The sequence below is a fragment of the Microcoleus sp. AT3-A2 genome, assembly GCF_036705685.1.
In the GTDB taxonomy this organism is placed as follows: domain Bacteria; phylum Cyanobacteriota; class Cyanobacteriia; order Cyanobacteriales; family Microcoleaceae; genus Microcoleus.
On sequence record NZ_JAUBVF010000007.1, the window covers coordinates 74848 to 87118 of the forward strand.

Annotated in this window: 10 protein-coding genes; 5 read left to right on the plus strand and 5 right to left on the minus strand. The window is 46.7% G+C overall.

Features of this window, described 5'->3' with window-relative positions; translation table 11 throughout:
• The first annotated feature begins 10 nt into the window (after positions 1-10).
• Positions 11-1555 carry a carotenoid isomerase gene (crtH, locus tag QUB37_RS06540; RefSeq protein WP_333160261.1) on the plus strand — a complete coding sequence of 515 codons (1545 nt, stop codon included), beginning with the start codon at positions 11-13 and terminating at the stop codon, positions 1553-1555.
• A gap of 152 nt (positions 1556-1707) precedes the next feature.
• Here the strand turns inward: crtH and QUB37_RS06545 are convergent, their stop codons facing one another.
• Complete coding sequence (locus tag QUB37_RS06545) at positions 1708-2148, minus strand: pentapeptide repeat-containing protein (protein WP_333160263.1); 441 nt, start codon at positions 2146-2148, stop codon at positions 1708-1710.
• Positions 2149-2678: 530 nt separating this feature from the next.
• Here QUB37_RS06545 and QUB37_RS06550 point away from each other — a divergent pair.
• Positions 2679-6044 (plus strand): EAL domain-containing protein, encoded by a 3366-nt coding sequence (locus tag QUB37_RS06550; protein ID WP_333160265.1) that lies wholly within the window; start codon positions 2679-2681, stop codon positions 6042-6044.
• Positions 6045-6165: 121 nt separating this feature from the next.
• On the opposite strand, the gene sipA is transcribed toward QUB37_RS06550, so the two are convergent.
• On the minus strand, positions 6166-6405 hold the full coding sequence (sipA, locus tag QUB37_RS06555) for a regulatory protein SipA (protein WP_333160268.1): 240 nt from the start codon (positions 6403-6405) through the stop codon (positions 6166-6168).
• Between the two features lie 529 nt (positions 6406-6934).
• Between sipA and rbfA the strand changes: the two genes are divergently transcribed.
• The 3 genes from rbfA to QUB37_RS06570 all read left to right on the plus strand — a co-directional run bounded on the left by rbfA (position 6935) and on the right by QUB37_RS06570 (position 9680).
• Positions 6935-7369 carry a 30S ribosome-binding factor RbfA gene (gene rbfA, locus QUB37_RS06560; protein WP_333160269.1) on the plus strand — a complete coding sequence of 145 codons (435 nt, stop codon included), beginning with the start codon at positions 6935-6937 and terminating at the stop codon, positions 7367-7369.
• Positions 7370-7440: 71 nt separating this feature from the next.
• Complete coding sequence (locus QUB37_RS06565; protein ID WP_333160271.1) at positions 7441-9084, plus strand: glycoside hydrolase family 3 N-terminal domain-containing protein; 1644 nt, start codon at positions 7441-7443, stop codon at positions 9082-9084.
• A gap of 362 nt (positions 9085-9446) precedes the next feature.
• Positions 9447-9680 (plus strand): DUF4327 family protein, encoded by a 234-nt coding sequence (locus tag QUB37_RS06570; RefSeq protein WP_333057778.1) that lies wholly within the window; start codon positions 9447-9449, stop codon positions 9678-9680.
• A 63-nt stretch (positions 9681-9743) separates the two neighbouring features.
• Here QUB37_RS06570 and QUB37_RS06575 read toward each other — a convergent pair whose 3' ends face one another.
• The 3 genes from QUB37_RS06575 to QUB37_RS06585 all read right to left on the minus strand — a co-directional run bounded on the left by QUB37_RS06575 (position 9744) and on the right by QUB37_RS06585 (position 12262).
• Entirely contained in the window at positions 9744-10148 is a 405-nt protein-coding gene (locus tag QUB37_RS06575; protein WP_333160274.1) for a hypothetical protein, read from the minus strand.
• Positions 10149-10508: 360 nt separating this feature from the next.
• On the minus strand, positions 10509-11642 hold the full coding sequence (locus tag QUB37_RS06580; protein WP_333160276.1) for an ABC transporter ATP-binding protein: 1134 nt from the start codon (positions 11640-11642) through the stop codon (positions 10509-10511).
• A gap of 50 nt (positions 11643-11692) precedes the next feature.
• A complete protein-coding gene (locus QUB37_RS06585) occupies positions 11693-12262 on the minus strand; it encodes an HD domain-containing protein (RefSeq protein WP_333160278.1) in 570 nt (189 codons plus the stop codon).
• Positions 12263-12271 lie beyond the last annotated feature (9 nt).

Consider the following 12271-nt stretch of genomic DNA (forward strand, 5'->3'; position numbering starts at 1 on the left):
TTTTAACCGAATGTCAGCTCCTACCCAATCCCAGTTATTTCCTTCCAACTCCCGCCCAACAGAGCAAGAGTTTGATGTAATTGTCATCGGTTCCGGCATTGGCGGACTCGTGACAGCCACTCAGCTAGCCGCTAAGAAAGCCAAAGTTTTAGTGCTCGAAAGCTATACAATTCCGGGGGGTAGTGCTGGATATTTCGATCGAGAAGGCTACAGATTCGATGTCGGCGCCTCCATGATTTTTGGTTTCGGACAGCGTGGCACAACCAACCTCCTCACCCGCGCCCTGAAAGCAGTCAACGTCACCTTAGAAACGATTCCCGACCCCGTACAGCTTCACTATCACTTACCCAGCGGCTTGGAACTTGAAGTTCCCCAGGCTTATGAGAAATACTTGCAAGAATTAACTGACAGGTTCCCTCACGAACGCGAAGGAATCCACAAATTTTACGGCGAATGCTGGAACGTCTTCAACTGCCTCAACGGCATGGAATTGCTATCTCTAGAAGAACCCGGATATCTGGTTCGAGTCTTTTTTCAGAATCCTTTAGCCTGTTTGGGATTAGTAAAATATCTGCCTCAAAATACTGGCGACATTGCGCGGCGCTACATCAAAGACCCTACTTTGCTGAAATTTATCGACATGGAATGCTACTACTGGTCTGTAGTACCCGCAGACTTGACGCCGATGATCAATGCCGGAATGGTATTTTCCGACAGACATTACGGCGGCATCAATTATCCCAAAGGCGGAGTCGGTCAAATCGCCCAAAAATTAGTTGAAGGATTAGAAAAATGCGGCGGGCAAATTCAATACAAAGCTAAGGCGAAAAAAATTATTACAGAAAACGGCCGCGCTGTCGGAGTAGAGCTAGCAACCGGCGAAGTTTACCGGGCAAAGCGGATAGTTTCTAACGCCACGCGCTGGGACACTTTTGAGAAATTGCTGTCTGCCGAAGAGATGCCCGCTAGCGAAAAGAAATGGCAGCAGCGCTATCAAAAAGCCCCCAGTTTCTTGAGTTTGCATTTGGGAGTGGAAGCAAGCGTAATCCCTGCGGGTAGTGCCTGCCACCATATTTTATTAGAAGATTGGAACCAAATGGAAGCGCCGGAGGGAACTGTTTTGGTGTCAATTCCGACGGTGCTCGACCCGGATTTAGCTCCCGCAGGATATCACATCGTTCACGCTTTTACTTCGAGTTGGATGGAAGAGTGGGAAGGACTTTCGCAGCAGGAATACGAGGAGAAAAAGGAAGAGGCTGCAGGAAGAATTATTGAAAGATTAGAAAAGATTTTTCCCGGTTTAGATGCCGGTTTGGATTATATGGAAGTTGGGACAGCGCGTTCTCACCGCCGCTTTTTGGGACGCGAAGATGGAACTTACGGGCCGATTCCGCGACAGAAGCTAATGGGTTTGCTGGGAATGCCGTTTAATCGAACTTCTATGCCTGGTTTGTATTGTGTGGGCGACAGTACGTTTCCCGGACAGGGTTTAAATGCGGTGGCGTTTTCTGGGTTTGCTTGCGCGCACCGAATAGCGGTTGATTTGGGTTTTTAGTGGTAAAGGTAGGGTACGTCAGATTGTTTGCTTGAAATACGAGAGAAAATGTGAGGCTCCGAGGCAGCCTACAAAAAGACTAAAAACCCGGTTTCTGGAGAGAAACCGGGTTTTTAACCTCAAATTTGGTGTTTTCCATTCTTTTAACGAGTTTACTGGTCGTAGCTGCCGCCGACGCCGATTTGGGTATTGTAGATTTTCGCATCTGTGATCGTCATATCTTCCATCGATGCGCCGGATACGTCAGCGGTGTTAATGATAGCCGCGGTCAGATTTGCCCGATCGAGATCTGCGTCATTTAAACTGGCATTAGTCAGGAAAACTGCGGTTAAGTTAGCACCCGTCAAGTTAGCACCCGTCAAGTCAGCACCTTCGAGGTTTGCCTGAGATAGGTTTGCTCCTTGCAAATTTGCTTCTCTCAAATCAGCACCAATTAAATGAGCTCCCGTTAAATCTGCTCCCGACAAGTCGCACTTAAAACATTGCCTGGTTGACAATAACTGTTCGACGTGAACGGGATTTTCAGCGCGAGCCGGGTTTGCCCACACTAGGGGAGCAATTAAAAAAGTAGCGGCTAATAGATTGCGTTTCATAATCCTTTTTCCTCACAGACTCTGTATTCAAGTTCTTGTCTTGATATCTACAATCCTACCATGGTTGTTTTCGCAAGTTGCGATCTAATTCACACATTGGCTGTGATATCGATTGCCCTCCACAACTCATAGATGGTCTCGACAAGCTTGCAAAATTAAGTTTTGCAAAACTTAACACTGCCGAACTTAATACAGTGCCTTTTTGTAGTAACCTTTTCTAGGTTAGCTAATACAGCAAACAGATGCGTCTTTCTGAAGAGGGAGATGATTCGCAATGCTATGGATGATTTTAGTCGGTAATTTTATCGCAAAAAGTTCACAACAAATACATTATTTTTAATAAATGTGTCACGGGATAGAAAATTTAACTTAAAATAAAGATAAGCTTCTAACTTTCTAGGTAGAGGAAACGCAGTCACAGGCCTGATCCCCAGCCCAAGCTCGGCTGCATTTTTAACAATAAATTTTAATTAGGTCTCAGCAGCGCCGTAAAAATCCACCTAGTGCTTGGAAATCAGCACTTTTTTGGAATGTCGCAGAGTCCACGCGATCGCAAAACTCAATTAAATATGCTCAAAAACGATTCATCCAAGTATCTGCCAACCTTAGCTCAAGTAATAGACCGCTACCCCTTGACAGTTGCGCCCGATACCCCACTAGCAGAAGTAATTACCCTGATGGGCCAACGGCGCCCAAGTTGCTCTCTAAACGCAGACATTCCACCAACCGATATCTATCAGCCACTAACAGAAATCGCAAATCCCCCCACCTCAAGTGCATTCAGAGACGCGACAGGTATCTGCGTCTTTGTCGTGGAAAAATCACTCTTAAAATTATCCTCGCACTCTGCTCCACACTCTCAATTGCAAGGAATCTTCACCGAAAGGGATCTTGTCGATTTGATTGCCTCGGGCAAAAACTTAAAAGGTGTCACCATCGCACAAGTGATGAGGCAGCCTGCAGCAACTCTGACAAAATCCGAGACTCAAGACATTTTCAGCGCCCTAATTCTGCTGGGGCAACGAAGAATTAAGCACTTGCCAATATTGGACACTGAAGGTCAACTCTTAGGAGTAATTACCCCGGAAAGCATTCGCCAAGCCATGCTGAAACCGGCAAATATCTTAAAAATGCGCCGCGTGAAAGAAGTAATGACTGCACAAGTCATTCAAGCACCTCGCTCCGCGTCAGTTAGGAGTTTAGCTGAGTTGATGGCGCAGCACCGCGTTAGCTGCGTAGTAATTACCGAATCAACAGAATTATCGATGGATTTACCGTTCCCCATTCCAGTAGGTATAGTTACAGAACGGGATATTGTAGAATTTCAAGCTTTAGATATAGATTTGTCGCAAACGATCGCCCAAACTGTGATGAGTACCCCCTTATTTAGCCTCAAGCAAGAAGACTCGCTGTGGGTAGCTCATCAGGAAATGCACCAGCGTTTAGTCCGCAGGTTGGTAGTAACGGGGGAACAGGGAGAACTCCTGGGAATAGTTACTCAAACCAACATACTGCGTGTACTTGACCCGATGGAAATGTCCGGGGCGATCGATGTTCTACACGATTCAGTGGCAGAAAGGACTAGGGAATTGGAAAAAGCGATCGCATCCCTCAGCTTGACTAACGCCAGACTAGAAAGCGAAATTGCTACCCGCGTTAGGGCCGAGGCTAGACTTCACCTTTTAGAATCTGCTGTAGTGAACGCTAACGACGCAATCGTGATTATGGATGCGGGAGACAGCGATATCTCCGACCCCACCATCATCTATGCCAACGAAGCTTTTACCCAAATGACGGGCTACCTACCCGAAGAAATCATCGGACAAACCCCCAGTTGCTTGCGCGGCCCAGAAAGCGACCCCACCCAAGTCGCTAAAATTCGCCGTACTTTCTCTCGCCAAGAACCCCTACGCCTAGAATTGATTAACTACCGCAAAGACGGTTCAACTTATTGGGTGGAACTCAACAGCGTACCCATTGCCGACATATCCGGGAACGTTACCCACTGGGTGTCGGTGCAGCGCGATATTAGCGATCGCAAGCGCATGGAACAAGCACTTTTTAAAGAAAAAGAACTCGCTCAGGTAACACTACAATCGATCGGTGATGCCGTAATCACTACTGACGCCGACGGCTGCATTTCCACCCTGAATCCAGTTGCCGAAATACTCACGGGTTGGTCTACATTGGAAGCTAAAGGTTTACCCCTCGCCAAAGTGCTGAGAATAGTTGACGAAACTACCAGGCTGCCGATCGAAAATATCGCCGAAATCGCTTTGTGCGAAGGTCGGATTGTTGACCAAGGGCGCAACAATTTGCTGATTGCCCACAACAACACTGAATTTGCGATCGACCACTGCGTCGCCCCCATCCACGCTAGCAGTGGCGAAATTGTCGGGGCCGTCGTTGTGTTCCGAGATGTCACCCAAGTGCGAACTCAAGCGCGGCAACTCACCTGGCAGGCAACTCATGACCCCCTGACGCAATTAGTCAACCGCCGGGAATTTGAATACCAGCTAGAGCACGCCCTACACGGCGCTCAAGGTTACGGGCAAGAACACGTGATGCTTTACCTGGATCTCGATCGCTTCAAAATAGTTAATGACACCTGCGGTCATGCTGCTGGGGACGAACTGCTGCGCCAAGTCAGCCAGCTATTTAAAAGCAATATCCGCAAAAGCGATATGTTGGCACGTCTGGGTGGCGATGAATTTGCCGTACTCCTGTACCATTGTCCCGTCGAACGAGGATTGAATGTGGCTGAAACGCTGCTGCAAAGCATTCAGGGATTCCGCTTTGCGTGGCAGGACAAGACTTTTTCGATCGGCGTCAGTATTGGTTTGGTAGCAATCCATCCCAAAGCAGCCTCGACATCTACGATTTTAAGCGCGGCCGATATGGCCTGCTACGCTGCTAAAAATAAAGGTCGCAACCGGGTACAGGTTTATCAAGCCGGCGATCAAGAATTAATCAAACAGCACGGCGAAACCGAGTGGGTGGTGCAAATTCATCAAGCTTTAGAAGAGAATCGCTTTTGCTTGTACTCTCAGCCGATCGTACCTTTGCTCAATTCTCCAACCACCGGAACCCACTGCGAAATCCTCCTGCGCCTCCAGTGGGAAACTGGTGAGTTGGTGTCGCCGATGGCGTTTATTCCGGCTGCAGAACGCTACAACTTGATGCACGCGATCGACCGCTGGGTAATTCGTACTTTATTTAGCAATTTATCTAAATTTTTCACGGCAAATTTATTAGTCCAAAACCCCGGGGTAGACAGCGAGAAAATAGTTACCTTCCCTGCTTGCTCTCTTTTGTCTGATCTGCCATCGTCATTTGGCAAATATCCCAACCTTTATTCAATTAACCTTTCTGGGGACAGCCTCAACGAAGAAAAGTTTATCGAGTTTATTCAGGAACAGTTTTCCATCCATCAAATACCGCCGCAAATAATTTGTTTTGAAATTACCGAAACCGTGGCGATCGGTAATCTCAGCAAGGCTGCCAGCTTGATTTGGCAACTCAAGGAACTAGGCTGCCAGTTTGCCTTGGACGACTTCGGCAGCGGGATGTCTTCCTTTGCTTACCTCAAAAGCTTGCCGGTTGATTATCTCAAAATAGACGGCAATTTTATTAAGAATATTGTCGATAATCCTATTGATATCGCAATGGTGGAAGCTATTACCAAAATCGCTCACGTCATGGGAATTAAAACTATTGCCGAGTATGTTGAAAATCAAACAATTATGGATAAACTCAATGAACTTGGGGTAGATTACGCTCAAGGTTATCATTTGGGCAAGCCTCAACCTTGTAACTTCACCTCTCCTATTTTAGAGGAAGTTTTGGGGGAGTTTCCTGTTAATTCTTTGGCTTTTGAGGGTAAGCTGGCTTGTTGAAGAAGGATGTTGGGCAAGGAGCAAGCAATGGGATTTAACGGATTTAAGGGAGGGATGTTGAGGGAACAAGGAAAAGGGAGATGTTAAGTTGTGATCTCAATTCCCCATTCCCCCTTTTCCATTACCCATTACCTTCTACAATTGTTTCCGCTGCTTCAATGTACTGACTGTCTAACAGAAAAGCACCTTTGTCAAAGCGAATTCCCCAATAATTGCCGGGACGCCGATCGATCACAACGCCTTCGGCGCCGATCGCAATTAAATTCGCAGGCCGCAGCATTGGCATCGGTTCGGCAGTTTTGACGTAAGGTGGCATTGCCACAACTCGGACTTTTTGACCGATTGTAAATTCTTTTTCCATAAGTTTTATTGCCTAAAAAAACACGGCGATAAAGGAATTTTAACAAAGAATGTTTTTGTTTGATTGATTAGGGAAGATAATAAAATGGAGAACTATGAAGCGTAATTAAGGGAATTATCGGCAAAATTATTGATATTTTAGGGTACCATTTTCGTTATATTCAAGTTCATGATATTTTCCCCCTAACCCTAAGTCATGAAGACATCGTTGGTAGTTTTTGGCTCCCATATCGAAAGGGTTAGTTCTGTTCAATCTGGCCCATTCCGCTATATTTAGCTGGTTAGTTACCCCTGAAGCATCGGCTACGGTTTTGACAATCCAATCAAACATTTTTTTTCCTCTAAGCTGTCTCTCACTCTACCTCTCTATATTAGCTATATATTCACCTATAGGCAATCAAACATTTTTTTCCTCTAAGCTGTATCTCACCCCGAACTCGGACGATCGCCCGTAACACCCATGACCGATCGCGCTACAATTGTCAATCGGGATGAAAATGGCTGATTAGGAAAGTAGAGGAGTAGGTGTTATGGCTACAAGTCGTCGCATTGAGCGTGTAGCTTCAATGATTAAACGGGAAGTCAGCCTGATGTTGCTGAATGGAATCAAGGACGACCGGGTAGGTGCCGGTATGGTTAGCGTTACCGACGTAATTGTTTCTGGAGACCTTCAGCATACAAAAATTTTTGTCAGCATCTACGGTACTGATGAGGCGAAGGCTGAAACTATGGAAGGTTTGAAATCTGCTACTAGCTACGTCCGCAACCAGTTGGGCCAACGATTGCAACTGCGCCGGACGCCGGAGGTGATTTTTCTGGAAGACCGTTCTTTGGAACGGGGCGATAAAATGTTGATACTGCTGAATCAGCTTTCTGCCGATCGCAAACCGGGTATGTTTGATGACGAAGAATTGGCCGATGGCAATGAAAATGATGATGATGATTTAGAAGCAGACGAGGATTAGGTCTGAAGGTAGTCAACAGCCCAAAGTCAACAGTCAACAGTCAACAGTCAACAAACAATTCCTAATTTCCCATGATTGACAATCTTTCCTTACCCGAACTGGTGGCCCAGATGTTCGTGGTGCGCGCTTCTGGCTGCTTGTTCGACCACCAAATTCGCTATCCCGAATGGGAACCAACTGCTAGCAAACTCCGCTATTATCTGGAAAAGTTGGGCGTCGGCGGTGTGATTTTGGTCGGGGGAAGTGCTGCGGAGTTGGCAGTTCGATCGCACCAATTGCAGTCTTGGGCAAAGTTTCCGCTACTGCTGGCTGCTGATATTGAAGAAGGTGTCGGCCAGCGGTTCGCGGGGGCGACTTGGTTCGGGCCGCCGATGGCGATTGCTGAAATTGCGCGGCACGATGCAGGTAAAGCCGATCGATATGCTGAACAAATGGGCGCTGTCACTGCGATCGAAGCTAGGGCGATCGGTCTAAATTGGATTCTCGCACCCGTGGTTGATGTTAACAACAATCCCGACAATCCTGTGATTAACGTCCGCGCTTTTGGCGAGACACCGGAAATTGTCGGGAAGTTAGCCGCTGCTTTTATTCGCGGCGCAGGTGAGCACCCGGTTTTGACTACAGCTAAGCATTTTCCCGGCCACGGAGACACGGCGGTTGATTCTCACTTGGAATTGCCGGTTTTGCCGCATTCGCCAGCGAGATTGGCTGAGGTTGAGTTGCCTTCGTTTGTTGAGGCGATCGCTGCTGGGGTCGATGCTGTGATGAGTGCTCACTTGCTGATTCCGACTTGGGATGCCGAGTTTCCTGCTACTCTTTCTCGCAAAATTTTGATCGGGAAGCTGCGAGAAGAGTTGGGATTTGAAGGTTTGATTGTGACGGATGCTTTGGTGATGGGTGCGATCGCCAATAAGTACGGCGCTAATGAAGCTGCTGTTTTGGCTGCTGAGGCTGGTGCTGATGTTTTGCTGATGCCACTTGACCCGGAAGGGGCGATTCTCGCGGTCTGCGAAGCTGTCACTCAAGGGCGGATTTCAGTATCACAAATTAAGGAATCTGTCAAGCGCATTTGGAAAGCGAAAATAAAGGTGGGTATGTTGATTTCTGACCCCCCCCAACCCCCCCTTGCTAAGGGGGGGAGCAAGAATTTACAATCCCTGGAGTCGATCGACTTAAGTTTGCTGGCAAACCCACAGGCAAGGGCAACTGCTGCCGATATTTTGCGAGATTCTTTGAAATTTGGTGGCAATCTACCTTTGCAGGTTGCAAAACCCGCAGAAAACCAGCTTTTGCGGAATTTGATTGTTGTAGATGATGTTTTGGGGTGCGAGTTTTTGGGAAACCACACTCCTGCCATCACCCTTCCCGAACAGTTTGGTTACGAATTGCAACTGATTGACGATCGCACAGGTGCGATCGCTGATAATACAGGTGCAGAGCATTTTTCTCCGACACTGCTGCAAATTTTCATTCGTGGTAATTGCTTCCGAGGCAGTGCAGGTTTGACCGAAGCAGCTCAAGATTGGTTTAAGAAATTATTAAAAACGGGAGAACTGCAAGCTGTGTTAATTTACGGCAGTCCCTACGTTTTAGAGCAATTTTTGCCACACTTGCCTCCGAGTATTCCTTATGTATTTTGTTATGGGCAAATGCCGGCAGCGCAATCTCTCGTTCTAGAAGTGCTATTCGGCATTGACGGGACTGGTAATGCTTGAGTTGCCGGACTCCTAAATCTTTCCTTTGGTGTTTCCGTCAGGACTTAAATTCATCAACCCGGTTTCTCGCAAGAAATGTTGCCTTTGGTGGCAAAGCATCCAGAAACCGGGAATCCGATGCGGGTTCCTAAGTTCTGAATTGAACTTTCCAGCAGATCCGCTTCCTAGTCAGGAAAATGTGCTGTTTATCAATATCCTAAGACAGATCCCATCACTTACTAAGGATTCGTATAATTTATTTTTATTTACGGCAGTGAATTGTATAGCTGTATACGGACAAAATTTAACTTACATATTCGTAAGTTTGGACTATATTATTACCAGGGCCATAAAATTTTTTAGTAAAACATTGAGGGCGCATTATGATTCACTCCACTATTCCCCAAATCCAATACTCTTTAGATGTGATCCAAGATGAAGCGCGTCACCTTGTCCACGAGGGCGTACTGAGCCGCCAACAGCCTATATACACGCTTTGCCAATTCATTCCGCCCCGGGAATGGGCCTGTGTAGAGTGCGAATTAGAAAAATGTGACTTCTTGCTGCGCGATCGCATTGCCGACCTGATAGGTTCTGAAAAATGGGACAATGACTAAATTTTGGTTCTCTTAAATTAAGTTGGCAAGTAAACTCCGGCTGTGTTAAAGACTCTTGATTCTTTAATGCTGGGAATTTTCGGCGCGCAAATTTTCCAACTCGGCCCTCAGCGCTGCCATGTGTGCAGTTAATTCTTGAATCTCTAGCTTTACGTTAGGCTGTACAACCGACTCGGGAGAAGCATCAGTCGCTGCATCTGATTGCTTGGGCGAGACAGATTCACTGTCTGCATTCTCCCGATCGCCCGGTTGAGAGAAAATAGTATCTACAAAATTCCGGGCTTCTCGCTCAGTCATTTCTCCTTTTTCCAGCAGTTCATCGGCTAGCTGGCCAAAATCTGACTTAAGTTTGTCAAGATTTTCTTCTCGCTTCAGGGGATCTTGCAATGTCTCAATTAAAAAGGAAGTTGCACCTAAAGTTAGGTGAAATCCTGTTTGCAGCATTTGAGGCAGGTTGTCGGGATTCATCTAAAAATGCCGCTAGAACGTTTTTCTGAGTTTTTGGTTCGCTAGTTGCTCCCAAGTCGGGGCGTAAAGCCGCTTCTTAGCCCGAAGATGCTGGCGTTGTGGGTCGCGATCGCCCCGATTCAGGAAATATCAGCTTTTGGGGGGACGTTTTACCGTTGTGCCAATACTAATCGTACCATTACTGCGTAAATTAATAAATGTCAAGTGTAAACTTTTGTAACTACGAATCGAGACTTTCCAACAGGAAGGCTCAGTCTATTTTAGATTTTAGATTTTAGATTTTAGATTGAACAGGACTTAGGCACTGCGACTAAAAAACCCGGTGGCTGATTACCCGTGCGTAAATCCTGTTCAAGCCCATTAAGGATACAGCGCCTCACCGGTGGAGGGGTCAAATATAAATATTCGATCGAAGTCAAGCTGTACCGTCAGCCGATCGCCCGATCGCAAGCGAACACTCGCAGGTACTTGCAACTGTACAGTAGTTTCAGCGCTCACCGAAGGCAAACTCGCCCTAATTAAAGTTTCTCGCCCCAGAGGTTCCACTACTTTTACCTCTACATCGAGGGGGACTTTTTCTAAAGCCCAAACATCGGTTTTCAAATCATCATCTTCTACTGTTTGTGGCGTAAAGATTTCTATATTTTCTGGACGGATGCCCAAATCAAATCCTTGTCCTTCTCTCGCCTGCAATTTTTTCTGAATCGAGGGCGGACAGGCTAAAGCTTGATCTCCTATTTGAAAGGATTCGTTAGTATAAATTGCCGGCAAAATGTTCATGGCGGGATTGCCTAAAAATGTGGCAACCATGCGGTTAGCTGGTTTCGCATAAATGCTTTGCGGGTCTCCAATTTGTTGAATTTTTCCCCCATTTAAGACTACAATCTTATCAGCTAAAGTCATCGCTTCCACTTGGTCGTGGGTGACGTAAATTGTGGTAATTCCCAGCCGTTGATGCAGTTGTTTGAGTTCTGCTCTAGTATCGTCTCGCAGTTGAGCATCGAGGTTAGAAAGCGGTTCATCTAAAAGAAATACTTTCGGTTCGCGCGCGATCGCCCTGCCGAGTGCTACCCGCTGCTGCTGACCCCCTGATAGCTGTTTGGGCTTACGCTTGAGAAGGTGGTCGATCGAGAGCGATCGGGCTACTGTTTCGACTCGTTCTTGAATTTTAGTCGGGTCAACATTCCGCATCCGCAATCCAAATGCCAAGTTTTCTGCGACAGTCATGTGCGGATAAAGCGCGTAATTTTGAAACACCATTGCTACATCCCGCTGTCTCGCCGGAATGTTGTTAACTAAATTATCTCCGATGTAAAGATTGCCGGAAGTGGCGGTTTCTAAACCTGCAATTGTCCGCATGATTGTCGATTTCCCGCAGCCGGAGGGCCCGACTAATACCCAAAATTCCCCGTCCGGGATTTTGAAGCTGATGTTTTCGATCGCGGTGACGTTTTGGTAGCGTCGGGTAATATTTTCTAAGCGAACATTTGCCATTTTTTAAGTGTAATTGGTAATTGATAATTAGCGCTTTTTACCTTCAGCCTTCAGGGTTCAGAAAACTGTTCTAATTCTAAAACTGTGCGGTCTAATTCTTCAACTATAGGCGTTAACTCAGCTTGGCGGAATGCTTCTACTAAAGAACGATAATACCAGAGAGAACCGTCTTTGCCACCTTTGAAGCGTTCCCAAACAGTATCTCCTAATTGACGGGAATCTTTCAGGATAGATCGAACATTATAAAGTTTATCAGCAGCCGAGACTAATCTTACTGAGGCTGAAGCTGTAGAAATGCGATCGATATAAGCTTGTTTTCGCTGACGCCAAGGGGGTTTCGGCGTCTCGTCACTGTCTGTACAGCCGTCTACAATAGCTGTGACAGTATCCCCAAAGCGGCGGCGGATGGCTTCGCGGGTGGTGGCGCCGCCTTGATCTTCGATCGCATCATGAAGCAAAGCTGCGATCGCCTCATCTTCATTTGCCCCATATTCTAAAGCTATACTAGCAGTGCCCAACAAATGGGCAATGTAGGGAACGCCGGAACCTTTGCGAACTTGGGTAGCGTGCAATTCGGCAGCATAGGTGAGGGCTTCAGAAAAACGGTTTGAGAGAATCATGAAAGTCAC

What these genes read in the sequence shown, in the direction of transcription:
- rbfA (WP_333160269.1), top strand. Translation starts at nt 6,935, where the DNA reads ATGGCTACAAGTCGTCGCATTGAGCGTGTAGCTTCAATGATTAAACGG.
- QUB37_RS06585 (WP_333160278.1), bottom strand. Translation starts at nt 12,262, where the DNA reads ATGATTCTCTCAAACCGTTTTTCTGAAGCCCTCACCTATGCTGCCGAA.
- QUB37_RS06565 (WP_333160271.1), top strand. Translation starts at nt 7,441, where the DNA reads ATGATTGACAATCTTTCCTTACCCGAACTGGTGGCCCAGATGTTCGTG.
- QUB37_RS06580 (WP_333160276.1), bottom strand. Translation starts at nt 11,642, where the DNA reads ATGGCAAATGTTCGCTTAGAAAATATTACCCGACGCTACCAAAACGTC.
- QUB37_RS06550 (WP_333160265.1), top strand. Translation starts at nt 2,679, where the DNA reads ATGTCGCAGAGTCCACGCGATCGCAAAACTCAATTAAATATGCTCAAA.
- sipA (WP_333160268.1), bottom strand. Translation starts at nt 6,405, where the DNA reads ATGGAAAAAGAATTTACAATCGGTCAAAAAGTCCGAGTTGTGGCAATG.
- QUB37_RS06570 (WP_333057778.1), top strand. Translation starts at nt 9,447, where the DNA reads ATGATTCACTCCACTATTCCCCAAATCCAATACTCTTTAGATGTGATC.
- QUB37_RS06545 (WP_333160263.1), bottom strand. Translation starts at nt 2,148, where the DNA reads ATGAAACGCAATCTATTAGCCGCTACTTTTTTAATTGCTCCCCTAGTG.
- QUB37_RS06575 (WP_333160274.1), bottom strand. Translation starts at nt 10,148, where the DNA reads ATGAATCCCGACAACCTGCCTCAAATGCTGCAAACAGGATTTCACCTA.
- crtH (WP_333160261.1), top strand. Translation starts at nt 11, where the DNA reads ATGTCAGCTCCTACCCAATCCCAGTTATTTCCTTCCAACTCCCGCCCA.